Origin of the sequence: Streptomyces sp. NPDC004065 (assembly GCF_044903565.1) — a bacterium.
Lineage (GTDB): Bacteria > Actinomycetota > Actinomycetes > Streptomycetales > Streptomycetaceae > Streptomyces.
Genome location: NZ_JBJDQT010000016.1, coordinates 116,873 through 142,014, shown reverse-complemented (window position 1 = coordinate 142,014; position 25,142 = coordinate 116,873). Strand labels below are relative to the sequence as shown.

General features: G+C 71.6%; 25 protein-coding genes and 1 pseudogene. 14 read left to right on the top strand and 12 right to left on the bottom strand.

Annotated features, from left to right (window positions below; all coding sequences use genetic code 11):
• The first annotated feature begins 12 nt into the window (after positions 1 to 12).
• The 6 genes from ACI2LW_RS18785 to ACI2LW_RS18760 all read left to right on the top strand — a co-directional run bounded on the left by ACI2LW_RS18785 (position 13) and on the right by ACI2LW_RS18760 (position 5,349).
• Complete coding sequence (locus ACI2LW_RS18785; protein ID WP_404732308.1) at positions 13 to 321, top strand: DUF2469 domain-containing protein; 309 nt, start codon at positions 13 to 15, stop codon at positions 319 to 321.
• 127 nt (positions 322 to 448) lie between these two features.
• Complete coding sequence (locus tag ACI2LW_RS18780) at positions 449 to 832, top strand: YraN family protein (RefSeq protein ID WP_404732307.1); 384 nt, start codon at positions 449 to 451, stop codon at positions 830 to 832.
• A complete protein-coding gene (locus tag ACI2LW_RS18775; protein ID WP_404732306.1) occupies positions 832 to 2,454 on the top strand; it encodes a YifB family Mg chelatase-like AAA ATPase in 1,623 nt (540 codons plus the stop codon). Before ACI2LW_RS18780 ends, ACI2LW_RS18775 begins: the two co-directional genes overlap by 1 nt.
• Positions 2,451 to 3,611 (top strand): DNA-processing protein DprA, encoded by a 1,161-nt coding sequence (gene dprA, locus ACI2LW_RS18770; protein WP_404732305.1) that lies wholly within the window; start codon positions 2,451 to 2,453, stop codon positions 3,609 to 3,611. Before ACI2LW_RS18775 ends, dprA begins: the two co-directional genes overlap by 4 nt.
• A gap of 271 nt (positions 3,612 to 3,882) precedes the next feature.
• On the top strand, positions 3,883 to 4,725 hold the full coding sequence (gene whiG / locus ACI2LW_RS18765) for an RNA polymerase sigma factor WhiG (protein ID WP_404732304.1): 843 nt from the start codon (positions 3,883 to 3,885) through the stop codon (positions 4,723 to 4,725).
• 66 nt (positions 4,726 to 4,791) lie between these two features.
• Positions 4,792 to 5,349, top strand: coding sequence for a TetR/AcrR family transcriptional regulator (locus ACI2LW_RS18760; RefSeq protein ID WP_404732332.1), 558 nt, complete (start codon positions 4,792 to 4,794; stop codon positions 5,347 to 5,349).
• A 583-nt stretch (positions 5,350 to 5,932) separates the two neighbouring features.
• On the opposite strand, the gene ACI2LW_RS18755 is transcribed toward ACI2LW_RS18760, so the two are convergent.
• On the bottom strand, positions 5,933 to 6,598 hold the full coding sequence (locus ACI2LW_RS18755; protein ID WP_404732331.1) for a murein hydrolase activator EnvC family protein: 666 nt from the start codon (positions 6,596 to 6,598) through the stop codon (positions 5,933 to 5,935).
• A 511-nt stretch (positions 6,599 to 7,109) separates the two neighbouring features.
• Between ACI2LW_RS18755 and rpsB the strand changes: the two genes are divergently transcribed.
• The 5 genes from rpsB to ACI2LW_RS18730 all read left to right on the top strand — a co-directional run bounded on the left by rpsB (position 7,110) and on the right by ACI2LW_RS18730 (position 12,102).
• On the top strand, positions 7,110 to 7,985 hold the full coding sequence (gene rpsB / locus ACI2LW_RS18750) for a 30S ribosomal protein S2 (RefSeq protein WP_404732303.1): 876 nt from the start codon (positions 7,110 to 7,112) through the stop codon (positions 7,983 to 7,985).
• 157 nt (positions 7,986 to 8,142) lie between these two features.
• A complete protein-coding gene (gene tsf / locus ACI2LW_RS18745) occupies positions 8,143 to 8,979 on the top strand; it encodes a translation elongation factor Ts (RefSeq protein ID WP_404732302.1) in 837 nt (278 codons plus the stop codon).
• 208 nt (positions 8,980 to 9,187) lie between these two features.
• Positions 9,188 to 9,946, top strand: a complete 759-nt coding sequence (gene pyrH / locus ACI2LW_RS18740; protein ID WP_404732301.1) for a UMP kinase — start codon at positions 9,188 to 9,190, stop codon at positions 9,944 to 9,946.
• A gap of 189 nt (positions 9,947 to 10,135) precedes the next feature.
• A complete protein-coding gene (frr, locus tag ACI2LW_RS18735; protein ID WP_014675285.1) occupies positions 10,136 to 10,693 on the top strand; it encodes a ribosome recycling factor in 558 nt (185 codons plus the stop codon).
• Positions 10,694 to 10,833: 140 nt separating this feature from the next.
• Positions 10,834 to 12,102 carry a phosphatidate cytidylyltransferase gene (locus tag ACI2LW_RS18730; RefSeq protein WP_404732330.1) on the top strand — a complete coding sequence of 423 codons (1,269 nt, stop codon included), beginning with the start codon at positions 10,834 to 10,836 and terminating at the stop codon, positions 12,100 to 12,102.
• A gap of 149 nt (positions 12,103 to 12,251) precedes the next feature.
• Here the strand turns inward: ACI2LW_RS18730 and ACI2LW_RS18725 are convergent, their stop codons facing one another.
• The 6 genes from ACI2LW_RS18725 to ACI2LW_RS18700 form a co-directional block, all read right to left on the bottom strand.
• On the bottom strand, positions 12,252 to 13,439 hold the full coding sequence (locus ACI2LW_RS18725; RefSeq protein ID WP_404732300.1) for a PP2C family protein-serine/threonine phosphatase: 1,188 nt from the start codon (positions 13,437 to 13,439) through the stop codon (positions 12,252 to 12,254).
• Between the two features lie 171 nt (positions 13,440 to 13,610).
• Entirely contained in the window at positions 13,611 to 14,297 is a 687-nt protein-coding gene (locus ACI2LW_RS18720) for a YceI family protein (RefSeq protein WP_404732299.1), read from the bottom strand.
• 90 nt (positions 14,298 to 14,387) lie between these two features.
• Entirely contained in the window at positions 14,388 to 14,735 is a 348-nt protein-coding gene (locus ACI2LW_RS18715) for a DUF6233 domain-containing protein (RefSeq protein WP_404732298.1), read from the bottom strand.
• Positions 14,736 to 14,960: 225 nt separating this feature from the next.
• Entirely contained in the window at positions 14,961 to 15,392 is a 432-nt protein-coding gene (locus ACI2LW_RS18710; RefSeq protein WP_404732297.1) for a hypothetical protein, read from the bottom strand.
• Between the two features lie 338 nt (positions 15,393 to 15,730).
• Positions 15,731 to 16,414, bottom strand: a complete 684-nt coding sequence (locus tag ACI2LW_RS18705; protein WP_404732296.1) for a DUF3761 domain-containing protein — start codon at positions 16,412 to 16,414, stop codon at positions 15,731 to 15,733.
• Positions 16,415 to 16,635: 221 nt separating this feature from the next.
• Positions 16,636 to 17,316 carry a hypothetical protein gene (locus ACI2LW_RS18700; protein WP_404732295.1) on the bottom strand — a complete coding sequence of 227 codons (681 nt, stop codon included), beginning with the start codon at positions 17,314 to 17,316 and terminating at the stop codon, positions 16,636 to 16,638.
• A gap of 197 nt (positions 17,317 to 17,513) precedes the next feature.
• Here ACI2LW_RS18700 and ACI2LW_RS18695 point away from each other — a divergent pair, with 197 nt between their 5' ends.
• Positions 17,514 to 18,299 (top strand): hypothetical protein, encoded by a 786-nt coding sequence (locus ACI2LW_RS18695; RefSeq protein WP_404732294.1) that lies wholly within the window; start codon positions 17,514 to 17,516, stop codon positions 18,297 to 18,299.
• A gap of 596 nt (positions 18,300 to 18,895) precedes the next feature.
• On the opposite strand, the gene ACI2LW_RS18690 is transcribed toward ACI2LW_RS18695, so the two are convergent.
• The 5 genes from ACI2LW_RS18690 to ACI2LW_RS18670 all read right to left on the bottom strand — a co-directional run bounded on the left by ACI2LW_RS18690 (position 18,896) and on the right by ACI2LW_RS18670 (position 22,521).
• Positions 18,896 to 19,276 carry a type II toxin-antitoxin system RelE/ParE family toxin gene (locus ACI2LW_RS18690; protein WP_307822714.1) on the bottom strand — a complete coding sequence of 127 codons (381 nt, stop codon included), beginning with the start codon at positions 19,274 to 19,276 and terminating at the stop codon, positions 18,896 to 18,898.
• Between the two features lie 228 nt (positions 19,277 to 19,504).
• Complete coding sequence (locus ACI2LW_RS18685; RefSeq protein WP_404732293.1) at positions 19,505 to 20,767, bottom strand: tyrosine-type recombinase/integrase; 1,263 nt, start codon at positions 20,765 to 20,767, stop codon at positions 19,505 to 19,507.
• On the bottom strand, positions 20,767 to 20,964 hold the full coding sequence (locus ACI2LW_RS18680; RefSeq protein ID WP_031017537.1) for an AlpA family transcriptional regulator: 198 nt from the start codon (positions 20,962 to 20,964) through the stop codon (positions 20,767 to 20,769). The genes ACI2LW_RS18685 and ACI2LW_RS18680 overlap by 1 nt, the downstream gene beginning before the upstream one ends.
• Before the next feature lie 2 nt (positions 20,965 to 20,966).
• Positions 20,967 to 22,343, bottom strand: a complete 1,377-nt coding sequence (gene repSA, locus ACI2LW_RS18675; protein WP_404732292.1) for a replication initiator protein RepSA — start codon at positions 22,341 to 22,343, stop codon at positions 20,967 to 20,969.
• Positions 22,336 to 22,521: a hypothetical protein gene (locus tag ACI2LW_RS18670; protein WP_102637910.1), complete on the bottom strand. Its 186-nt coding sequence runs from the start codon at positions 22,519 to 22,521 to the stop codon at positions 22,336 to 22,338. Before ACI2LW_RS18670 ends, repSA begins: the two co-directional genes overlap by 8 nt.
• Positions 22,522 to 22,601: 80 nt before the next feature.
• Here ACI2LW_RS18670 and ACI2LW_RS18665 point away from each other — a divergent pair.
• Positions 22,602 to 23,538: pseudogene (locus ACI2LW_RS18665) on the top strand (IS110 family transposase); the annotation flags it as partial.
• 134 nt (positions 23,539 to 23,672) lie between these two features.
• Positions 23,673 to 25,049, top strand: coding sequence for an IS1380 family transposase (locus tag ACI2LW_RS18660; protein WP_404732291.1), 1,377 nt, complete (start codon positions 23,673 to 23,675; stop codon positions 25,047 to 25,049).
• The last annotated feature ends 93 nt before the right edge of the window (positions 25,050 to 25,142 follow it).

Sequence of the window (25,142 nt, the reverse complement as noted above, 5' to 3'; positions counted from 1 at the left end):
GGGGAACATGCCATGAGCGCCGAGGACCTCGAGAAGTACGAGACCGAGATGGAGCTGAAGCTCTACCGGGAGTACCGCGATGTCGTCGGTCTGTTCAAATACGTGATCGAGACCGAGCGGCGCTTCTACCTCACCAACGACTACGAGATGCAGGTCCACTCGGTCCAGGGTGAGGTTTTCTTCGAGGTGTCGATGGCCGACGCCTGGGTCTGGGACATGTACCGGCCGGCCCGGTTCGTGAAGCAGGTGCGTGTCCTGACGTTCAAGGACGTGAACATTGAGGAGCTGCACAAGACCGATCTGGAGCTGCCGGGCGACTAGTCCGTCGACGCGGTGAGACTGACTCACCCGCACGGGTGACGCGGTTTTCCACAACCGGCCGTTCATCCACCAAGATCCACTTCCGGGCCCGGGATGCGCGACCTTGGGCGCCGGAGGTGGTGCCCGCATGAACACACACCAGGCCACACACCAGGCACGCAGCGCACTCGGCAGGTACGGAGAGGACCTGGCCGTCCGGCGGCTGGCCCAGGCCGGCATGACGGTCCTGGAGCGCAACTGGCGCTGCGGCAGGACCGGCGAGATCGACATCGTGGCCCGCGACGGCGACGTGCTGGTCGTCTGCGAGGTCAAGACCCGCAGGGCGGGCGTCTTCCAGCACCCGATGGCCGCGGTGACGCCGGAGAAGGCCGCGCGTTTGCGCGGCCTCGCGGAACGCTGGATCCAGTCCCACGGAGGAGCGCCCCCCGGCGGCGTCCGCATCGACGTGGTCGGCGTCTCGCTGCCCCGGCGCGGCGCCCCCGTGGTCGAGCACGCCCGGGGGGCGGCCTGATGGGCTTCGCGCGCACGTGCTCCGTGGCCCTCGTCGGAGTCGAGGGCGTGGTCGTCGAGGTGCAGGCCGACCTCGAACCGGGCGTCGCCGCGTTCACGCTGGTGGGACTGCCGGACAAGAGCCTGAGCGAGAGCCGGGACCGGGTACGGGCCGCGGTCGTCAACTCCGGCGCCGAGTGGCCGCAGAAGAAGCTCACCGTCGGGCTGAGCCCCGCCTCCGTGCCCAAGGCCGGCAGCGGCTTCGACCTGGCCGTGGCCTGCGCCGTGCTCGGCGCCGCCGAACGCATCGACCCCCGGGTGCTCGCCGACATCGTCATGATCGGCGAGGTGGGCCTGGACGGACGGGTCCGCCCCGTCCGGGGCATCCTGCCCGCGGTGCTGGCCGCCGCAGACGCCGGCTACGAGCAGGTGGTCGTGCCCGAGTGCGCGGCGGCCGAGGCGCGGCTCGTGCCCGGGGTCTCCGTGCTCGGCATCCGCAGCCTGCGGCAGCTGATCGCCGTGCTGACCGACGAGCCCGTACCCGAGGAGGACCCGGACGAGGAAGGGCGCCCGGACCCGCTGACCGCCGGGCTGCGCGTGCCCGGCACCAGTGCCGCCGCCGGCCTGCACGGCGCGGGCGCCCAGCAGGACCAGGCGCACGACCTGGCCGACGTCGTCGGCCAGACCTCGGCGCGCACCGCCGTCGAGGTCGCCGCCGCCGGCGGACACCACCTGTTCCTCGAGGGGCCGCCGGGCGCGGGCAAGACCATGCTCGCCGAGCGGCTGCCGGCGGTGCTGCCCCCGCTCACCCGTCAGGAGTCCCTCGAGGTCACGGCGGTCCACTCGGTGGCAGGACTGCTGCCGCCGGGCAAACCGCTGATCGACCTCGCCCCCTACTGCGCCCCGCACCACTCCGCCACTATGCAGGCGCTCGTCGGCGGCGGTCCCGGCGTCGCCCGCCCCGGCGCCGTCTCCCTCGCCCACCGGGGCGTGCTCTTCCTGGACGAGACGCCGGAGTTCAGCAGCCGCGCCCTCGACGCCCTGCGCCAGCCCCTGGAGGCCGGACACGTGGTGATCGCCCGCAGCGCGGGCGTGGTGCGCTTCCCGGCGCGGTTCCTGATGGTGCTCGCGGCCAATCCGTGCCCCTGCGGCCGCTTCTCGCAGCGGGACAGCCTGTGCGAGTGCCCGCCCTCGGCGATCCGCCGCTACCAGGCACGCCTGTCGGGGCCGCTGCTCGACCGCGTCGACCTGCGGGTCGAGGTGGACCCCGTCACCCGGTCCGAACTGGCCCGGCGCGGCGCCCGCGGCGAGTCCACCGCGACGGTCGCCGACCGGGTGCGCGCGGCCCGTGAACGCGCGGCGGCACGGCTCGCCGGCACGCCCTGGCGGACCAACGCGGAGCTGCCCGGACGCGAGCTGCGCAGCCGCTTCCAGGCGGCGGCCGGCGCCATGGACGAGGCCGAGCGCGGCCTGGAGCGCGGCGTCCTCACCGCCCGCGGCCTCGACCGGGTCCTGCGGGTCGCCTGGACGGTCGCCGACCTCAGCGGCCACGACCGCCCGGACGCCACCGACGTCGCGCTGGCGCTGCAACTGCGCACCGGGGTGCCCAGGGGCGTGCCCATGGCCATCGGGGCGCCGGCATGAGCGGCGCGCCCGAGCCGGACGGCGAACTGCTCGCCCGCGTCCTGCTGAGCCGGGTCCTGGAACCCGGGGACGAGACCGGCGGACGGTGGGTGCGTGAACGCGGGGCCGTGGCGGTGGCCCGGCGGCTGCGCGACGGCGGCCCGCCGCTCGCCGGGGTCTCCGCCGGGCGATGGGCGGGACTGTGCGCCCGGGCCGCCTGCGCCCGGCCCGAACGGGACCTCGCCGCCGCGCGCGACGCCCAGGCGCGCTTCGTGCGCCCCGGAGACGTCGAGTGGCCCGCCCAGCTGGACGACCTGGGGGACGGCCGCCCGGTGGGGCTGTGGGTGCGCGGGCGGCCCAGCCTGCGGATGTGGGCGCTGCGCTCGGTCGCCGTGGTCGGCGCCCGGGCCTGCACCGAGTACGGCGCGCACATGGCCGTGAGCCTGGCCGCCGGCCTCGCCGAGCGCGGCTGGGTCGTGGTGTCCGGCGGCGCCTACGGGGTCGACGGCGCCGCCCACCGCGGTGCCCTGGGCAGCGGCGGGGCCACGGTGGCCGTGCTGGCCTGCGGCGTCGACCGGCCCTACCCGCGCGGGCACACCGAACTGATCAACAGAATCGCGCAGCAGGGCCTGGTGGTCGGGGAGCTGCCGCCCGGCGACCATCCCACGCCCAGCAGGTTCGTCGTCCGCAACCGCGTCATCGCCGCCCTCACCCGCGGCACGGTGGTCGTCGAGGCGGCCCACCGCAGCGGCTCGCTGGTCACCGCCCGGGCCGCGCAGCGGCTGGGACGCCACACCATGGGCGTGCCCGGCCCCGCCACCAGTGCTCTGTCCGCGGGCGTCCACGAACTCCTGCGCGGCGGGGCCGCGCTGGTCACCGACGCCGCGGAGGTCGTCGAACTGGTCGGCGCCATCGGCGAGCTCGCCCCGCGGCGGCGCGGCCCCGTCCTCCCGCTCGACCTGCTGGAACCGCAGGCCCGGCAGGTCCTGGCGGCGCTGCCCGCGCGCGGGCGCGCACCGGTGGCCGAGATCGCACGCGGCGCCCGGACGAGCGAGGACGAGGCGACCGCGAGACTGTACGAACTCCGATCACTCGGTTACGTCGAACGACATGGCGAGGGATGGAAGTTGACACGCCAGGCGATCACCTCGGCCCGAGCCGGCCGGACCGGGTGCTGACCGAGCGTGTTCGACCGTCCGGGGGAACCCCGACGCCTGCGGAAATTCAGGCAGTTGGGCGTAAGTGCGGTCACCGAGGGTGACGGGCCCGCCCCGGTGGGACAGCAGGGGGAACGAATCCGCGCACGCCTCGCGCCTCGCCGTTCGCGCACCGCGACACTCCAGTCACGCTACGCTCACGTGGTTCCGACACCAAGGCCCCGATCCCGGCCCAGACCCAACAGCTCACCCAGACGCCCGCACTCCACGGCAGAACGGCACAAGGCGACGAATGCCCCAGCACACCTCCGGGTCCGACCGGGCGGCGATCCCCCCCGCCGCCCGTGAGGGTGGCAGCGCGCGGCCGCCCGCTCCCTCGACACTCGACGAGCTGTGGCGGTCGTACAAGGCGACGGGGGACGAACGGCTGCGAGAGCAGCTGATCCTGCACTACTCGCCGCTGGTCAAGTACGTGGCGGGACGGGTGAGCGTCGGCCTGCCGCCCAATGTGGAGCAGGCGGACTTCGTCTCCTCGGGAGTGTTCGGGCTCATCGACGCCATCGAGAAGTTCGACATCGACCGGGAGATCAAGTTCGAGACGTACGCGATCACCCGGATCCGGGGCGCGATGATCGACGAGCTGCGGGCGCTGGACTGGATCCCGCGCTCGGTGCGGCAGAAGGCGCGGAACGTGGAGCGGGCGTACGCCACGCTCGAGGCCCGGCTGCGGCGCACACCCTCGGAGGGCGAGGTGGCCGCGGAGATGGGCATCGCGGTCGACGAACTGCACGCCGTTTTCAGCCAGTTGTCCCTGGCCAACGTGGTCGCGCTGGAGGAGCTGCTGCACGTCGGCGGCGAGGACGGCGACGGGCTCAGCTTCATGGACACCCTGGAGGACACCGCCGCCGACAACCCGGTGGAGGTGGCCGAGGACCGGGAGCTGCGGCGGTTCCTCGCCCGGGCGATCAACACGCTGCCCGACCGGGAGAAGACCGTCGTGACGCTGTACTACTACGAGGGCCTCACGCTCGCCGAGATCGGCAACGTGCTCGGGGTCACGGAGAGCCGCGTCAGCCAGATCCACACCAAGTCCGTGCTCCAGCTGCGGGCGAAGCTCGCGAGCTTCGGGCGGTGAGCTTCGGGCGGTCGCCGTCCGCGCCTCCGTACAGTGGTCGGCGTGCCAAGGATTCGAGCGGCCTCCGTGGCCGAGCACCGGTCGATGCAGCGCGCCGCCCTGCTGGAGGCGGCCCGCACCCTGCTGTCCGACGGCGGGACCGAAGCCCTGACCTTTCCCGCCCTGGCGGAGCGGACGGGGCTGGCCCGGTCGTCGGTGTACGAGTACTTCCGGTCACGGGCCGCCGTGGTGGAAGCGCTGTGCGAGGCCGACTTCCCGGTGTGGGCGGCGGAGGTCTCGGCGGCGATGGCCGGGGCCGGGGGGCCGCGGGCCAAGGTCGAGGCGTATGTGCGCAAGCAGCTTGAACTGGTCGGGGACCGGCGGCACCGGGCCGTGGTGGCCATCTCGGCCGGCGAACTGGACGCGGGAGCGCGGGAGAAGATCCGGGCCGCGCACGGCGGGCTGATCGGCATGATCGTCGAGGCGCTCGGGGAACTGGGGCACGACCGGCCCCGGCTGGCCGCGATGCTGCTCCAGGGCGTCGTCGACGCGGCCGTCCGCCGCATTGAACTGGGAGCGGCGGAGGACCCCGCGACGGTCGCCGACGCGGCGGTCGCCATGGCCCTGCGGGGAGTCGGCGGCTGAGAGCTCCCTGGACGGACCGGGACAGACCCGGCCGGCCCCGGCCCGCGGCCGGGGCCGAGGGCCGGGGGCGGTCTCGCCGGGGCGCACGGCCCCGCCTCGAGCGGCCTCCGAGGCGTCGGGGCTGCTGCTGAGGCGTGCCTGGGCCGGCCCGGGGCGGGGGCCGGTTCCGGCGGCGCGCGTGGCTCCGCCTCGAGCGGCTCCCGGGGCCCCGGGTCCGCCGCTGAGGCGGCCCGGGCCGGGTAAGTGGCAGGGGCTGGTTCCGATGGGGCGTGCGGTCTCGCCTCGGGCGGGGTTCGAGGCGAGCGGGTCCGCAGCGGAGGGGGATTCCGGGCCGGCCCGCGGCCGGGGCCGCGGCCGGTTCCGGCGGCGCGCGCGGCTCCGCCTCGGGCCGGTCCCGAGGCGACGGGGCTGCGGCTGAGGCAGGTCCGGGCCGGACTGTGGCCGGGTCCGGCCCGCAGCCGGGTCCGGCCCGCGGTGGGCTCCCGATCGCCAGGTCTCGGCGGAGGCGGATTCCGGCCGCGCCCGCCGGACGGCGCGCCCGCCCGATGGCGCGGGCGCCGGACCACCCGCGGGGCTCGCCCGCTCACGAGGGCAGCGGTACGCCCAGCACCGGGAGCAGTCTCGGCGGACCGCCGTTCAGCAGCCAGGGCGGCAGGAGCAGCAAGGGGTTCAGATACGTCCGTGCCCGCAGCAGCCCCCAGTGGACGCACGCCCCGCCGCAGTGCGAGCCCGCCGCCTGCACCGTGCCCACGGCCTCCCCGGCCGTCACCTCGTCGCCCTCGGCCACCGACGCCCGCACCGGCTCGTACGTCGTGCGCAGCGGCGGCTCACCCGTGCCGGCCAGCTCCACCGACACCACGCCCCGGCCCGCCACCTCGCCCGCGAAGGACACCCGGCCCGGCGCCACGGCCCGTACCGGCGCGCCCGGAGCGGCTCCCAGGTCCACCCCTCGGTGGCCGGGCCCGTACACCGTGGCGGGCGGCTCCCAGCCCCGCAGTACCGGCGGCCGGGCGCCCACCGGCCACACCCGCCCCACGGCGGGCACCGCAGGCGCCCCGGGGTCAGGACTCGGGGGCGCCCCGGAGCCAGGACCCGGCGGTGTGCCCGGCGCGGCCGGCGCCGACGGCCCGCTTCCGGCGGGGCCGGGACCGCCTCCTGGTGCCGTCCCCGGCCCCGCACCGCCCACCGCACCGCCCGCCCGGGCCGCCTGCGTGAGCAGCACCGCCACGACGACGACCAGCAGCGCCAGCCGTGCGCCCGCGCAGCGCCCACCACCCGCCCGCACCACGCCCGCCCGCACCACGCCCACCCGCACCACGCCCACCATGCCCGCCGACACCGCGCCCGTCCCCACCACGCCCGTGCCCACCTCGTCCGCCCGCACCACGCCCACCAGCCCCCTGCCCACCCGTCCGAAGCCCGTCCGCGCCCCGCGGCCCGTCCGCGCTCCGCCGTCCGTGCCGACCATGCGCCCACCGTCCCGCACCGGCGCCGGGGACGCCCGGACCCTGTGGACAACTCTCCGGTTGTGGACAACTCACCGGTTGCGGACAGCGGCGTCACCCGGCGCCCCGCCGGTCCCGTACACTTCTGGTGGCGACCCGGGTCACCGGGTCGACTTCGCACGCCCCGACATCCTGGCCGGCAACGGCCGGTGTCAGCGCCCCTCGGTCCCTCGTGGCACGGCGCACCGCGGGCGTCAGGCGCGGGAGCCGTCCGGTTCCCGCGGCACAACCGAGAAACTCAAGGAGAGTACGGCCATGGCCGTCGTCACGATGCGGGAGCTGCTGGAGAGCGGCGTCCACTTCGGTCACCAGACCCGCCGTTGGAACCCGAAGATGAAGCGCTTCATCTTCACCGAGCGCAACGGCATCTACATCATCGACCTGCTCCAGTCGCTGTCGTACATCGACCGCGCCTACGAGTTCGTCAAGGAGACCGTCGCCCACGGCGGCACGGTCATGTTCGTCGGCACGAAGAAGCAGGCGCAGGAGGCCATCGCCGAGCAGGCCACCCGCGTCGGCATGCCCTACGTCAACCAGCGCTGGCTGGGCGGCATGCTCACCAACTTCTCGACCGTCTACAAGCGCCTGCAGCGCCTGAAGGAGCTCGAGCAGATCGACTTCGAGGACGTCGCGTCCTCCGGTCTGACCAAGAAGGAGCTCCTGGTCCTCTCCCGCGAGAAGGCCAAGCTGGAGAAGACCCTCGGCGGTATCCGCGAGATGCAGAAGGTGCCCAGCGCCGTCTGGATCGTGGACACCAAGAAGGAGCACATCGCGGTCGGCGAGGCCCGCAAGCTCAACATCCCGGTCGTCGCCATCCTCGACACCAACTGCGACCCCGACGAGGTCGACTACAAGATCCCGGGCAACGACGACGCCATCCGCTCCGTCACCCTGCTCACCCGTGTGATCGCCGACGCCGTCGCCGAGGGCCTCATCGCCCGTTCCGGCGTCGCGACCGAGGGCAAGGGCGAGAAGGCCGCGGGCGAGCCGCTCGCCGAGTGGGAGCGCGACCTGCTCGAGGGTGAGAAGAAGGCGGACTCCGAGACCGCCGCCCCCGCCGCCGAGGCCGAGAAGCCGGCCGAGGCGCCCGCCGCCGAGGCCGCCCCGGCCGCCGAGGGCGAGCAGGCCTGATCCGTCAGTTGGCGTTGACGGCGGGAGGGGTGACATGAAGTCCCCTCCCGCCGTTCACCCGTAGGTCAGCGGTGCGTCGGCGCCCTCCCGCTCTCCGGGACGCGCGGACCCCCTGATCTCTTCGACCTCCGAGACTTCGAGAAAGATTCACAGACTCATGGCGAACTACACCGCCGCCGACGTCAAGAAGCTCCGCGAGCTCACCGGCGCCGGCATGATGGACTGCAAGAAGGCGCTGGACGAGGCCGAGGGCAACGTCGAGAAGGCCGTCGAGGCGCTGCGCATCAAGGGCCAGAAGGGCGTCGCCAAGCGCGAGGGCCGCTCCGCCGAGAACGGCGCGGTGGTCTCGATCATCGCCGACGACAACTCCTCCGGCGTCCTCGTCGAGCTGAAGTGCGAGACGGACTTCGTCGCCAAGGGCGACAAGTTCCAGGCCGTCGCCAAGGCGATCGCCGAGCACGTGGCCAAGACCTCCCCGGCCGACCTCGAGGCCCTGCTCGCCTCCGAGATCGAGCCCGGCAAGACCGTCCAGGCGTTCGTGGACGAGGCCAACGCCAACCTCGGCGAGAAGATCGTCCTGGACCGCTTCGCGCAGTTCTCCGACGGCTTCGTCACCGCCTACATGCACCGCACGATGCCCGACCTGCCCCCGCAGATCGGTGTCCTCGTCGAGCTCGACAAGCCCAACGCCGAGGTCGCCAAGGGCGTCGCCCAGCACATCGCCGCCTTCGCGCCGAAGTACCTCTCCAAGGAGGACGTGCCGGCCGACGTCGTCGAGTCCGAGCGCCGCATCGCGGAGGAGACCACCCGCGCCGAGGGCAAGCCCGAGGCCGCGCTCCCCAAGATCGTCGAGGGTCGTCTCAACGGCTTCTTCAAGGACGCCACCCTGCTCGGCCAGCCCTACGCGCTGGACAACAAGAAGTCCGTCCAGAAGGTTCTCGAGGAGGCCGGTGTCACCCTGAAGCGCTTCACGCGCATCAAGGTCGGCATCTGAGTCCCGAGTCCGTACCGCGACGGACGCCCGACCCGGATAGGGTCGACAGCAGTCGTCGGCGTCACACGCGCAGGCCGGCACGCAGGCGCGCGTGACGGACGACAGCAGATCTGACGAGGAGGCCATTGCCGCTGCATGGGATGCGAGAACACGCCCCACCGGCAATGGCCTTCTTCGCATGTGCACCACGTAACAGAGGCGGGAACTCATGACCACCAAGGCCCAGAAGAGCGACGACGGCAAAGTGACCGGCCGGTTTCTGCTGAAGCTGTCCGGAGAGGCCTTCTCCGGCGGCGGGGGCCTGGGCGTCGACCCGGACGTGGTGCACGCCATCGCCCGTGAGATCGCGGCCGTCGTACGCGACGGCGCGCAGATCGCGGTCGTGATCGGCGGCGGCAACTTCTTCCGCGGCGCCGAACTCCAGCAGCGCGGCATGGACCGCGCCCGCTCGGACTACATGGGCATGCTCGGCACCGTGATGAACTGCCTCGCCCTGCAGGACTTCCTGGAGAAGGAGGGCATCGACAGCCGGGTCCAGACCGCCATCACCATGGGCCAGGTCGCCGAGCCGTACATCCCGCTGCGCGCCGTGCGCCACCTGGAGAAGGGCCGCGTGGTCATCTTCGGCGCCGGTATGGGCATGCCGTACTTCTCCACCGACACCACCGCCGCCCAGCGCGCCCTGGAGATCGACGCCGAGGCGCTGCTGATGGGTAAGAACGGGGTGGACGGCGTGTACGACTCCGACCCCAAGGCCAACCCGGACGCCGTCAAGTTCGACTCCCTCGGCTACGGCGAGGTCATCACCCGCGACCTGAAGGTCGCCGACGCCACGGCGATCACGCTGTGCCGCGACAACAAGCTCCCCATCGTCGTCTTCGAGCTTTTGAAGGAGGGCAATATCGCCCGCGCCGTCAAGGGTGAGAAGATCGGCACTCTGGTGGGTGACCACGGCAGCCGGGACTGACCGGTGAACCCCGGCCGTGGGTCCGCCGGCGCGCCCCCTGTCCGGGGGACGGGCGGGACGGACCCGGACCGGGGGATGGACAATGTCCTGCCGGTCGGGAACCGTGCAGGAAGAAGACGCGACGCAGCCGGCCGCCGGCCCCGATGAGGAACCGCAGCCGGGCCTACTCAAGACACGCAGGAGCAAGTGGTGATCGAAGAGACCCTCCTCGAGGCCGAGGAGAAGATGGAGAAGGCCGTCGTGGTCGCCAAGGAGGACTTCGCCGCGATCCGCACCGGCCGTGCGCACCCGGCGATGTTCAACAAGATCGTGGCCGACTACTACGGTGCCCCGACGCCGATCAACCAGCTGGCTTCGTTCTCCGTGCCGGAGCCGCGCATGGCCGTCGTGACCCCGTTCGACAAGAGCGCGCTGCGCAACATCGAGCAGGCGATCCGCGACTCCGACCTGGGCGTCAACCCGAGCAACGACGGCAATATCATCCGTGTGGTGTTCCCCGAGCTCACCGAGGAGCGCCGCCGTGAGTACATCAAGGTGGCCAAGGGCAAGGGCGAGGACGCCAAGGTGTCCATCCGTTCCGTGCGCCGCAAGGCCAAGGACGCCATCGACAAGCTGATCAAGGACGGCGAGGTCGGCGAGGACGAGGGCCGCCGCGCGGAGAAGGAGCTCGACGACACCACCGCGAAGTACGTCGCGCAGGTGGACGAGCTCCTCAAGCACAAGGAAGCGGAACTGCTCGAGGTCTGATGAACGACTCTTCCTGGGGAGCGCCGCGGCAGGCCGGGTACTGGGGGCCCATGGACCACACCCCCGCCCAGGGCTCCGGCCCGGGTGCCGCCCCGGCGGGCCCCGCGTACGATGCGGAGGGCGCCCAGCGGACTCGCCCCCTGCCCATCGTGCCCGGTGCACCCGTCCACCGCGGGAACCAGGACGACGACCCGGGGGCCGCTCGGCCGAGCGGCCCCCTGTTCCGGGACGAGACCCCACACCCGCAGGGGTACGGGACTCCGCACCCGCAGAGATACGGGACTACGCAGGCGCAGCCGTACGACCCCCCGCAGCCGCAGCCGCAGCCGTACGACCCCCCGCAGCCGCAGCCGCAGCCGCACGGATACGGCACCTGGCAGCCCCAGCCGCCTCCACAGGCATACGGCACCCGTCAGCCGCTGCCGCAGCCGCAGCCGTACGGGGGTGCCCCGCAGGCGCCTCCGCGGCCGCACGCCGCGGCCCGGCCGCACCCCCAGGACACACCGCAGACGCCGTCCGCCGCGCAGCCGGCGGCCCCGCAGAATCCGGAGCCCATGCCCGACGCCCCGTACCCGGCGCCCGCGCCGCAGAAGAAGAGCGCGGGCCGCGACCTGGGTGCCGCGATAGGAGTCGGCGTCGGACTCGGCGTGGTGATCATCGCCTCGCTGTTCGTCGTCAAGGCCGTGTTCGTCGGCGTGATCGCGGTCGCGGTCGTGGTGGGCCTGTGGGAGCTCACCAAGCGACTCGAGGAGCGCAAGGGCATCAGGGCGCCGCTCGTCCCGCTGGCGGTCGGCGGCGCGGCGATGGTGGTCGCCGGGTACGTCCGGGACGCCGAGGGCGCCTGGGTGGCGATGGCGCTCACCGCGCTCGCGGTCCTGGTCTGGCGGATGACGCAGCCGCCCGAGGGCTACCTCAGGGACGTGACGGCGGGCGTCTTCGCCGCGTTCTACGTGCCGTTCCTGGCCACGTTCGTGGCGATGATGCTCACCGCCGACGACGGCCCGTGGCGGGTGCTCACGTTCCTCATCCTGACGGTCGTCAGCGACACCGGCGCGTACGCCGTCGGCTGGCGCTTCGGCACCCACAAGCTCGCTCCGCGCATCAGCCCCGGCAAGACCCGGGAGGGCCTGTTCGGCGCGGTCTCCTTCGCCATGGTGGCCGGCGCGCTGTGCATGCAGTTCCTGATCGACGACGGCGCCTGGTGGCAGGGCCTGCTCCTGGGCCTCGCCGTCGCCGCCAGCGCGACGCTCGGCGACCTCGGCGAGTCCATGATCAAGCGGGACCTGGGCATCAAGGACATGGGCACCCTGCTCCCGGGCCACGGCGGCATCATGGACCGCCTCGACTCCCTGCTGCCGACGGCCCCGGTGGTGTGGTTGCTGATGGTGGTCTTCGTGGGAGCCGCCTGAGACGCACGGCCGCCGCGGTGCCGTCGCGCACGGCACCTTCCGCTTCGCGCGAGGGGACCCCGCCGGGACCGGCCGTCCGGCGGGGTCCCCTCGCGCGTGTCCGGAGGCATCCGGCGCGTGTCCGGCCAGGGCGGCCGGGCGGCCGTACGTCAGGCGGTCCGGTGCACCCGGGTCAGCTCCGCGGAGCGGGGGCCGGAGGAGGCGGGCACCGGGGCGGGGGAGCGCTGGACGGCCACCATGGCGACGTCGTCGGTGAGGCTGCCGTTCACATGGCGGCGCAGGTCGGCGCGTACGGCGGTCAGCAGGGCGTCCGGGGGGAGGGCGGTCCACTGCCGCAGCCGCTCGGCGAGCGGGTAGAACGTGCCGTCGGGCCGGCGCGCCTCGGTCACGCCGTCGGTGTAGAGGACCAGGGTGGCGCCGGGCGGGAAGTCGGCCTCCTCCACGACCACGTCGTCCGCGCCGAGGTCGGCCAGGCCCAGCGGCGGTGCCGGGACGGCGGGCTCCAGGGCGGTGACCGAGCCCTCGTGCAGGAGCAGCGGCGGAGGGTGTCCCAGGTTCGCCAGGCGGAGGGGACCCTCGTCGGGCAGTTCGAGCACGACGGCGGTCACGAACGCCTCCCCGCACGTGCCCGTGCGGGCGCAGTCCGCGTCGTCGGCGGCGGCCAGCTCCCCGATCTCCTCCTGGAGCACGGCCTCCAGCTCCCGGACCACCTCGGTGAGCGGGGTGCCGTGCCGGACGGTCTGCCGGAAGCCGTTGAGCACACAGCTGACGATCTCCAGCGCGGCGAGCCCCTTGCCCTGCACGTCACCGAGCAGGATCCGCGAACACCGGCCGTGCCGGGCGACCGCGTACAGGTCCCCGCCGATGGCCGCCTCCTCGTCGGCGGCGACGTACAGCGAGGCGAGGCCGAACGGGCCGATCCGGCGCGGCAGCGGGTGCAGCAGCACCCGCTGGGTGACCTCGGCCACCCAGCGGGACCGGGCCAGCTGGCGCTCCCTGCGCACCCGCACGGCCGACGCGGCGACCGCGGCGGCGCTGATCAGGGCGATGGTGCTGATCTGCACGGGGAAGTTGACGGCGTTCAGCTGCTCATTGATGGCGGCGGCCACGAGCACGCAGGGCAGCGTCACGCCGACCACCACGAGCACGCCGGCCGGACCGCAGAAGGCGGCCGCGAAGGTGGGGGCCGCCACCATCATGGGACCGAGCCGGATGGACGGCGGTGTCGCCAGGTCGACCGCGAGCAGGACTACGGGGATCAGCGCGAGCACGGTGACCCAGTAGACCGGACGGGACCGTGCGCCGTCGCGGGACAGCCAGCCGACGACATCTGGCACTCGGACCACCTCCGGTCCCGCGCGCCGGGCGCCCGCGGGTAGTCCCTCCCAGAGAAAGGTTCCTACCCACCGTACGACAAGGGGCTATTAATACCTCAAGGAGAGGAATGGCTCAATTATCCCCTACGGCCGTCCCGGCGGCGCCCGGAAGGGGGACGTGGGACGGGCCGGTCAGGGGGTGGCCGCGACGCGGATGGCCGCGATGTCGAACTGGAGGCGGACCTTCTCGCTCACCATGGCTCCGCCCTGGGCCAGCCGGGCGTCGTAGGTCAGGCCCCATGCGGAGCGGTTGATGGTGGTGGTGCCGTCGAAGCCGACGCGCTCGCAGCCGAACGGGTCGGTCACATGCCCGATGTAGGTGAGCTCCAGGGTGACGGGGCGGGTGGTGTCCTTGATGGTCAGGTCGCCGGTCATGCGGTAGACGTCCTGGCCGGCCAGGTGCACGGTGGTGCTGGTGAAGATCATCCGCGGGTACCGGGCGGCGTCCAGGAAGTCGCGGCCGACCAGGTGCGCGTCGCGCTGCTCGACCCCCGTGTCCACACTGGCCGTGTACAGCACGATCTCGGCACGGGACCGGGCCGGGTCCCGGCCGTCGAAGCGCAGACGGCTGTCGTACTCCGTGAAGGCGCCGCGCACGGTCGTCACCATCGCGTGCCGCACCGAGAAGCCGATCCGGCTGTGCGCCGGATCGATCACCCACTCGCCGGTGAGGCCCGCCAGGGCCGGGTCGGGCGGGGCGGCGGGACGGGAGGGGCGGGTGGCCACGGGAGCGACGGGCGTCGTGGGGGTGGCGGGCGTCGCGGGGGTGGCGGACGGTTCCGGACGCCGGGAGAAGTGGCTGCGGCCGAAAAGGTTCATGGTGCATCTTGTTATGCCGGGTGGGGCGGCCGACAAGGGACGACCAGGAAACCCGACCTTTCCCCGGCAGACCTTCACAGCCCTCGGTCGCTAGTCCAGGAAACCCAGCTCGGTGTCGGGGCGGCAGTGGGTGCACGCCGGTACCTGCCGGCGCAGGGCCTCGGCCGCCTGCTCCCGGGTGGCCGGGACCGAGCGCCCGCCCGCCGCCCAGCATCCGCCGGTGTGCACGGCGACGGCGTTGCGCCGGTCGAGCCCCTGCTCGATGAGCCAGGCGGGCTGCGGCGGCCGCCTTCGCGCACCCCGCCGCCGCTCCCTCTCCCGCCGCTCCTCGTCGGCGATCCAGCGATCGAGCTGGGCGAGGGCCGCCGTCGCCTGCTGGACCACGACCCTGCGGGCGAAGTGCAGGAGCTCCAGTCGGGACGGCGATGGGTCGTTCACACGTTCGATTCTATGATCGCGCCGTCCGTCCGCAATCCTCCGGGCCCTTGCGGCGGACATGCGCCGGCGCATGGGGCAGGGGTGGGGGCCTTGCCCAGGAAGGGATGTGCGTCAGCACCTTGCCATGATGGCGTCGCCGCCGCCTGCGGCACACGAGCCGGCCGAAGTCGCGCCGCCACCCGCCGGACCGGGCCGGTGGTCACGAGCGGGGCACGGGCCTCATCTTCACCGGCCGCCGCCGGTCTCCATGTCGGCCCTGGTCAGCGCGAACAGGATCAGCAGGTCGAGCGCCATCACGGGGATGGCCCACCCGGGGTAGTACGGCACGAACATGAACTGGGTGATCAGGCTGATCGACGCGACCACCGCGCCGGCCCCGCGGCCCCAGCTCTGGTTCATCAGCACGCCCATGCCGGCGACTACGAGTCCGATCCCGATCACCAGGTGGATCCAGCCCCAGGAGGTCAGGTCGAACCGGTAGACGTACCGCGACGCGACGAACAAGGTGTCGTGCGCGATGCCGGCCGCGCCCATGAGGATGCTGAGCGGCCCGCTGACCATCATCACGGCGCCGGCGAACAGGGCGGCGCCGCTGAGCGCCTCCCCGCCGCCGGGGCCCCCGTGTCCTCCGGATGTCCTGTTCGGCATCGTCGCCATCGCCCGCAGCCTTCCTGTCCGGCGGCCTTCCTGCACGGCGCGGTCACCGACGCACAGCGGCCGTGCGCGGCCGGCCACGCTTCCCTGACAGGATCACCGCAATCCCCCGGCGCCGCGACCGCAGTCCACGCCGCCCGCACGGCACCGGGGCCCGGGTCAGCGGAAGAACTTGCGGGTTCTCGGGTCCACCTTGCCGAGGGTGCATGCCAGGAAGATGACGTCCAGGCAGGCCATGGTCCCCCACAGCATCATCTTGATCATGGCAATCGTCAGGCCGATCACGGTATTTCCTTTCTGGCCGGACCCTGGCCGGGCTCTGGCCGGGCTCTGGCCGGTCTTCAGCTGGGCAGATCCTTCAGCCACCTGGCGACGCCACCGTGGTGCGAGCAGGTGCCGCGCCGGTGGGCGCTGTAGCTCGGTGTGCCGTCGTTGCAGATGGCGGAGGCGCCGGCGGGCGCCTGCTGGCCGCCGCTGGAGGACGAGCCGCCTCCCGAGGAACTCGAACCTCCGGTGGAGGAACTCGACCCGCCGGTGGAGGAACTGGAACCGCCGGTGGCGGAACCCGACCCGCCGGTGGAGGAGCCGGAGCCGCCCGAGGAGGAGCCCCCGGACGACGAGCTGCTGCCGTGGGAGAGGATCGCGTCCGGGCGGGAGCACGACTCCGACCGCTTGACGACCTTGAACGTGAGCTTCGTGGCGGGATCCACGACGGCGCCGGGGGACGGTGTCTGCCCGCAGACCTTCCAGTCCCGGTCCAGGACCTGATGCCGGTGGAGGCTGGAGAGGTCCTTGCTGGCCAGGCGGTAGAGCCCCTGCGCCTGCGCCTCGTCCTGCGCGGTCTGGAGGACCTTCCCCGTGTAGTCCTTGACCTTGACGGTGACCTTGGCCGGTGTCGGCGTGGCCGACTTCGTCGGGGTGGGAGAGGCCGTCGTGTGCGTCGCGGCCGGCGTCGGCTTGTCGCTCTTCACCGAGACGGCGGCGCTCTCCTTCTTGCCTCCGCCGTTGTCGTCACAGGACGACACGATCCCGCCGAGAAGACCGAGACCGACGACGGCGGAAACGCAGCCGCATCCGAACTTCTTGCCTCTGGACGGCTGCGGACTCTGATTCCTGGCCATGTGGATGAAACCCCCCTGGTTTTGCACTGCGCACCCCCCTGGCACGCATGGCCCTGCTCTCGATCATGAATCGACGCCCGCCCTGGGCGGGGGAGCAGGTGGCTGTGAAAGGCCTGCGCCGCAGGTCAGCAGGATTCACCGAACTTCACCGCGGTGAAGGAGACCGGCTGCCCGTCGAGCTTCGCCCCGGCGGCCGGCTTCTGGCCGCAGACCTGCCAGTTGGATTCGACGATGATGAAGCGGTCCTGCCCCGAGGCGTCCTTGACCGTGATGCTGGTGCTGCTGTCGAGAGCCTTGCGAGCGACGTTGACGGACTTGCCCTTGAAATCGGGCATGGTGGAACCGGCTGCCTTCGGCTCGGCCCCCGCATCCTTGGCCGGGCAGGTCTCCTCCAGCTTGACCGTCGCGAAGTCGACGGTCGTGTCCGTCGAGTGCTCGCCGGCCTTGGGCGACTGCGAGCACACCTTCCAGTTGCGGTCGAAGACCTGCGTGCGCCCGCGGCCGGAGGCGTCGTGCGAGGAAAGCGCGTAGAAACCCGCTGCCTGCGCCTGGTCCTGGGCGGACTGGAGACCCTTGCCCGTCATGTCGGGCAGCGCCGCGGTCCCGGCCTTCCGGGTTTCGCCGCCGCCGGTCGTGGCGGTCGCCTCCGGGGCGGTGGGGGTCGCCGTCGGGGCCGTGGCGGGCCGGGTCGTGGCGGACGCGACGGCGCTGGGCTTGCCCGAGGTGCCGCTCGTGTCGTTGCCCTCGCACGCGGTGAGCGCGCACAGCGCCGTGACGGCGAGAGCGGCGGTGACGCGGCTTTTCATGGTTCCCCCACGGGTGGTGCTTGAATTGCAGATGCATCATGCACCAATCAATCCGCCTGTGAGGACCATGTGCTGATCGCGTGACGATACTGTGACGCGGTCCGCCCCGGCGAGCAGCTCACAGGCAGAGCCGTTGAACCGGAGAGCGCCGGCCCGCGTGTGCAGGGTGAGTGCAGCCGATGACCTGTAGTGTTGTCATGATCACTGTGCAGACCCGGGGAGGGATCATGAGCAGGGCCATCGCGCGAAGACACCTGGCGGCCATGGCTTTGACGGCCATCAGCGTGACGGGGTGTGGCGGCGGGCACGACTCAGGCACCCCGACGGCGAAGGCGGCGGCCGGTGGGAACGCGGAGCAGAATGCGGGTGTGCTGTCTCAGCAGCAGCTCGAAGACGCCGTCGTCGACGCTCACGACCTGCCCGGAGTCGATGTGGATCCGATCGGGACGGGCACGGAAGGCACCGGCAACGGCGTCATCCATGCTCTGCGCCGGACGGACACCAACCCCGTTCTGTGCGCGCCGGTCAGTTCCGCAGTGGACGGGGCCAGCGGTTACACACCCGTCGGCAGTGTGCGGCGCAGCGTCGGCGTCGGCCCCAAGGGTCACGACGGTGCGATCCTCACCCTGGTGTCGTACCACCCGGCGGACACCGCTCGGGTGATCAGCGAACTGCGCACGGCCTTGAAGTCCTGCAAGGGGTACACGGCAGGCCCCATGAAGGCGACCTACGAGGACGTCGAAGCCACCGACGACCCACCGCAGGGCGACGACGCGGTCGCATTCCAGCTCAACCTGCTCATGCAACCCGGTCAGGACGACAGCAGGCTCGCCGTCAGCGTGAAGGTGATACGCCACGGTTCCACCTTGGCGATCTACAAGGAATACGCCGACGAGCTGGGAGGGGGGCCGGCGAGCATCCCGAGCGATCTCGTCAACGCCCAGTCGAAGGTCCTGGACGCCGCCGTTCACACCACCCCGTAGGCCATGCCTGACGCAAGCCCGCCAAGACGGTGAACCACGGGGAACACCGGGCAGCCGGCCGCACCGGCACACCACCACGGCCCCTGAGGTGCACAGGACGTCCTGACCCTCCAGGTCACCCAAGTCGATCTGCGACACTGGTACCACCATGCCCAAGCCCGGAGAACTGGCTTGGCGCCGGTAGAGGGCCTGATTAGAGCCTCTGGGCCGTCTCTGGGCCGTCGCCCGTCACCACCTGGTTCGCTGCATATCCTGGATCAACCGGATGACGTGGCCGACCAAGTGTGGGATAGCCCCTGACGCTTTGAGGACGGAGCGTGTGGTTGTAGTGCCGACTGCCTGGCTGACACGACTTACGCGGACTGTAATCGTTCGGGCCGGGCTGGTTCGAGGCGCGCGGACGGTGATGGTGCTTGCTCGGCGGGCTTTGGACTCGTGAACTGCGTTTGTCCTGGCTGCGGTGATCTGGCTGCGCCGGCTGGACTTGCGGTGTTCGCTGGCCATCTGAGCAGCGGTAGCTCGGACCGAGGCACGGTCTTCGGGCTCGATGAACTCTTCAAGGAACTCGTCTGACGTGTCGTACACGCCGTAACCGTTCATGAGCTTTCGGCCTCCATCGCCTTGAGGTATGCCTCGTACCGCGCGTCTGCCAGAGGGATGGCCTCCTCGTACCAGTCTTCCCAGTTCCCGGCCTTGTCACCGGCCACCAAGAGGACCGCTCGGCTCCGTGGATCGAAGATGAACAGGATGCGTACCGCGGATCGTGCTCCGGAGTTGGGCCGCAGCTCCTTCATGTTCGAGTAGCGAGAGCGAGCGCGCTTCTTCTTTTTCTCCCTTGACAGAGTATCTGCAAGGGGGCGTCCCAGGCCTGGCCCCACCTCCCGTAGAGCGGTGATGGCCGCGGCGACCATCTTCATCGCTTCCTTGTCAGCCTTGCGGAGATTGTGCAGCCACTCACGAACTTCAGGGACGATCACGAGTGTGTACCCCGAAGCGGGCGTTGGACTCAAGCGCTGTCCCTTCTCAGTGCCAGGGCGGCGACATTTTAGTGCGCGGCTGAGGCCTATGTCCTGGGGTTTGCCCTTCTGGGCAGCTGTGAGTGCTCGGAGCCGCCGGGCTACCCCCACCCCGGACCTGTTGGGATCCCAGGCGAACGCGATCAGGCCCCAACGTGCAGGTTTAGCCGGTAGAGGGCCTGATTCGGGTTACTGAACCGTCTCTGGGCCGTCTGGCTCGCGCGGTGCCGGGAGAAGCACCCGATCCACGGCCTTCCTCGTCCGCTCCTGGCTCGACGGCATCAGGTGCGCGTACACCCGCAGTGTCAGCCCAGGGTCGGCGTGTCCCAGGTGCTCGCTCACGGCCTTGACGCTTTCGCCGGCGTCCAGGAGCGCCGAGGCGTAGAAGTGCCTCAGGGCGTGCATGCCGTGCTCCCGAGCGGACTCGTACTTGCCGTCGGCTCCGGCCGCCGAGATCAGTCCGGCCGCCGCAAGAGCGGGCTTCCACTCCTGGACGTTGAAGTTGCTGCGCCAGACGAGTCCGCTTGCGGTGTTCGTGAACAGGAGACGGGCGGAGACCTTCGGGCCGTCCGGCTTGCGCCACGGCAAGGTGATCTCGACGGGCTTGAAGGCGTCCATGTGGGCCCGCAGGGACTCGGCCACCGAGGGCGGCAAGGGTACGTCCCGCTCCTTGTTGCACTTCGGAGGAGCGAATACGGCCTTCCCTCGGATCAGCTTCACCTGCCGGACGACCCGGATGATGCCGCCGTCGAAGTCGAGCGCATCCTCAGCCAGCCCTACGATCTCCCCCTGACGAAGTCCGCACCCGGCACCCACGTCCACCATGGGCCGGTAGCGCTGGGGGAGAGCCGCGCGGACCGCCCGGACCTGAGCGGGCAGCCACGGCACAACCCGGCGTTGCTCGGCGGCCGGCGGACGAACGGACTTCGCGGAGCACGGGTTACGGGGCAACAGCCCGTCGTCGACCGCCGCACTGAGGACGGCCCGTACGTCGCCGTAGATGTTCCGCGCATAGCCGCCGCTCACGGCCGGGTCATTCTCCAGCGCGCTGACCAGCGCACGAATGTGCTCCGGGCGGAACGAGTACAGCGGCCGAGAGCCGATCAGGCGAAACGCGTGCAGGCGTAACCGCTGCTCGACGACGACCTGACTGGCTGGGTCGATGCCGTGCGTCTTGAGCCACTTCTCGGCGTAGCTCTTGAAGGTGATCCGAGCGGCACGCGGGTCGATGTACCGACCGCGCGACATGTCCGACGCGATGTCCGTGAGCCACTGCTCGGCGAGGCGCTTCTGTCGGTCCGGGAAGCTCTTGGACTTCTCGGTGCCGTCAGGGCCGATGTACCGAGCGCGGTAACGCATGCCAGCGCCGTATCGGTCAGTCTTGACCTTGACGGGCTTGCCGTCCGGGCCAGTCTCTGTCTTGTACCAGCGGTCTTGGATGTGCCCCGCCATCAGGCAGCTTCACCAATCTGTGAGTCCACCCAGGCGCGCACGTCGGTCGGGTCGAAGCGGAGGTGCCGGCCGACGCGGAAGCCGCGGGGACCGGTGCGCTTGCGGCGCCACTGGTAGACCGTCTCGACGCTGGGCAGCTCGAACATCTCGACCAGGTCCTCAGGGGTCAGGAACCGGTTCGGCAGCTCTGAGGCCATGGTCAGCACTCCCTTTCGTCGGCGAGTTGGTCGCGTAGGGCTTCGCGGGCGGTTTCGCGGTTGAGCTGGAGGTCGCGGGCGATGGTGGCGGCGAGGACGGATTCACCGGGGGTGTGGCCGTGTCCGGCGTACTGCCAGTCGGCGAGGACCAGGACGGTGTCCGGCTCGGCGTCCTCGAGGCCGAGGGCGGCGCGCTCCTGGGCGGCCCGGTACTCGGCGCGTGTCTGGCGGAGTTCGCTGAGCGTGGTCGAGTAGCGGCGGGACTTCGAGGAGAAGTGGCCACGGAAGCCGAGCATGTGAGCCCAGGCCCACAGCCGCCGGTCCGGGTAGAGCGGGTCGAGCGCCTTGCAGGTTTCGATCAGGCGGCGGGTGTGGTCGGGGACCTGGTGGCGGTCGAGCTCGGCCAGCTCGCCGATGCGGCGGTCCAGGGTGCCGGTGTTCTCGGCCGCTTTGGTCGCGTACTTGGCGACGTAGGAGGCGACAGCCTGCTCGGTGATGTCGGAGCCGTCCCCGAACGCCTTCACGGGGCGGATGTCGAGCTGGGTGCCCCAGCGGAAGGTCCGCGCGGGTTGGTCTTCGGCGGCCGGGACGGAAACCGAGGTGTACGAGTGCGCCGCAGCTGCACGGATCGCGTCGGCGAGCAGGTCGACGGTCGCCCAGGCCGGGGGAGGAGTATCCGGGCCGTCCGGGCCGTCGAGTCGGATCACGGCATGGAAGTGCAGAGCGCCCCGTTTCTGGAACTCGGCGACCTTGCCGTACGACAGCCGGGCACGCTCTTTAAGCTCGCGTTGGGTGAGGCCGGCGCGGGCGGCGATCTCGCGGCGGAGCCGGTTGGTGAAGCGTTGCCAGAGCTGTCCGGTGTGGTTGTTGAACAGCACCGCGCCTGCGTAGTCGTAGGTGTCCGGGTCGAGGGCGGTGCCCAGCTCCGGGGCGTCGGGAGCGTGGCGAGTGCCGCAGCGGCAGACGCCGCGATCGGGGCGGTTGTGGACCGGGCCGAACGAGGGTGCGGTGAGGGTGGCGAAGACCCGGGGGTGGTCCCGGACGGTGGCGGGGATGTCGCGGCGGTCGTCACCGGCGAGGCCCGCGCGGATGAGGTGGTAGGTGTCGCCCGCGCAGGTCCAGGCACAGGCGGGGCAGCGGGAGGCACGGCGGTTGCCGCAGGCGAGGCGGAGACGGCCGCCCGGCTCGCCCTCGGTGGAGTAGTGGTGCAGGGTCTCGCCGGTTGTCTTGTCCTTGTGCACGACCCAGCCGGTCAGGTGGATGGGGTCGGCGCAGCCACCGGTGCGGCGTATCTGTTCTTCCCAGCGGTGGTAGTCGACGGCCGAAGCCACCCTCAGCAGGTCGCCGAGGGTGGTCGGGTCGAGCAGCGTCTCAGGCACCAGCGCCCTCCCGGACGCGGCGGGCGGTGACGGTGCCGGTGCCGTGGCAGACCGGGCAGTGCGCGGTGATGGTGCGCAGGTGCCCGCGCAGGTCACGGCCGCCGATGGTGACGGCGACGGAGGCGAATCCGTCGCAGGCCGGGCAGATACGCGACGCGGGCGGGGTGTGCTGGGTCATGATGGTGGTTCCTTTCGATTGCGGTTGGAAGGAACGGCCCCGGGTGGCGGCGTGCTTGGCGGCTTGTGCGCCACCCGGCGGCTGGCGCCTACCGGGGCGAGGCCAAGACAGATGCCCGCGACGCCTACGTCATCGCCGAAACAGCCCGTCTGCGGAGGGACTTCGCCCCGGTCGAGGTGCCCACGAACCCGGTCGCTGACCTGGCTCTGCTCACGACCCACCGCTCCGACTTGATCGCCGACCGGGTCCGTCTGCTCAACCGCCTCCACGACGTGCTCACCGGCATCAGTCCTGCCCTGGAAGCGGCCTTCGACTACGCCGACCACAAGGGCGCCCTGGTCCTGCTCACCGGCTACCAGACCCCCGCCGCCCTGCGCCGCTGCGGCCAGGCCCGTCTGACCCGCTGGCTCGCCGCACGGGGCGTGCGCCACCCCGAAACGGTCGCCGCCACCGCCCTCACCGCCGCGCATGCCCAGCACATCCAACTGCCCGGCCAGGACACGGCCGCGGGCATCACCGCAGACCTCGCAGCGCAAGTGCTGGCCCTGGACGAACGGCTCAAGCAGCTCGACCGGCAGATAAGCGACGCCTTCCACACCCACCCGCAGGCCGCCATCATCGAGTCGATGCCCGGCATCGGACCCATCCTCGGCGCCGAGTTCCTCGTCGCCGCGGGCGACCTGGCTTCCTTACCCCGACGCCGGTCACCTCGCCTCAGCCGCCGGCCTGGTCCCCGTCGCCAAAGACTCCGGACGCCGCACCGGCAACCTCCGCCGGCCCCAGCGCTACAGCCGCCGCCTGCGCAGAGTGTTCTACCTCTCCGCGCAAACCAGCATCATCCGCGACGGCCCCAACCGGACCTACTACCTCAAGAAGCGAGCCCAAGGCCACAAGCACATACCCGCCGTCATCGCCCTGGCCCGCCGCCGCGTCGACGTCCTCTGGGCCCTGCTACGTGACGACCGCCCCTTCACCGCCAGCCCACCAACTAGAACGCTGGCCGCTACAGCAGCTTGACTCGGTCATTAACCTCGCGCTTTCACGAGGTGGGATGTCCAAGAGTTGATCAGAAACACGGAAAGTGCCCTTGACCTGCAACGATAGGACTTGCTGAGGGTCCTGTTGGCTGCAAGGAAAAGAGCACTTTCCAGGTGAGAGAGCCTATCTCGTCGTACCCGCGTGTCCGTGTCCGGGGAGACGGCCGACAGGTGGTCTCGCAGGCCGGTGCGGTCCTGCTGCTGGAGACGGTCCGCAAGACGGGCCTTGACCAGGCGACGTCCGCAGCCCTGGCGCCCTGGCGGAAACCACGGGCCGTCCACGATCCCGGAAAGATCCTCCTGGACCTCGCGCTGGCGGTCGCGATGGGCGGGGACTGCCTGGCCGACGTTGGCATGCTGCGGGCCGAGCCGGCCGTATTCGGGCCGGTCGCCTCCGACCCGACGGTCTCCCGCCTCATCGACACCCTCGCAGCCTCCGGGGAGAAAGCCCTGCAGGCCATCCGTTCCGCGCGGGCTGAAGTCCGTCAACGTGTCTGGCGGTTGGCCGGCCGGGCAGCGCCTGATGCGGGCGGGACGGTGACCGTCGATCTCGACGGGGTGCTGGTGATCGCGCACTCAGACAAGGAGGACGCCGCACCCACCTGGAAGCGGACCTACGGCCACCACCCGCTGATGGGCTTCGTCGACCACGGAAGCGGCGGCACGGGGGAACCGGTCGCGGCCCTGCTCAGACCAGGCAACGCGGGATCGAACACCGCGTCCGACCACATCACCGCCGCCCGACTGGCCCTGGCCCAGTTGCCGAAGAAGTTCCGGCGCGGGCGCCGGACCCTGATCCGCACCGATTCCGCGGGCGGCACCCACGACTTCGTCGCCTGGCTCGCCCAGCGGGGACGGTGGCTGTCCTACTCGGTCGGCATGGTGATCACCGAGCAGGTCCACAGCCGCGTGCTGAAGGTTCCGGCCTCGGCCTGGACGGCGGCCGTCGAGACCGGCGGCGAGATCCGGGACGGCGCCTGGGTCACCGAACTCACCGGCGACGTTCTGGACGGCTGGCCCAAGGGCATGCGGCTGATCATCAGGAAGGAACGACCGCATCCCGGAGCACAGTTGAGGCTCACGGACGCGGACGGCATGCGGCTGACCTGCTTCGCCACCAACACCCCCGGCCGGCCGATCGCCGAGCTCGAGCTCCGTCACCGGCTGCGGGCCAGGGCCGAGGACCGCATCCGCGCCGCCCGGGCCACCGGCCTGCGCAATCTGCCCCTGCACCGCACGGCCCACAACCGCATCTGGCTGGAGATCGTGCAGATCGCCCTCGACCTGCTGGCCTGGATGCCGATGCTCGCCCTGACCGGCAAGGCCCGGCTCTGGGAACCCCGCCGCCTGCGGCTCCGCCTGTTCACCACGGCCGGACAACTCGTAACCACCGGCCGTCGGCGAATCCTCCGCCTGGCCCGGCATTGGCCCTGGACCGGCGAGATCACCGCCGCACTCGCACGGCTCGCGCTCCTGCCCAACCCCGGCTGACCAGCAACGTCCACCGACCCGACGACAACATCACCCGCCCCGGGCAGTGGAACCCGGCGCCCACCCGACGCGACAGCCGGGCCGCCGGCCTAC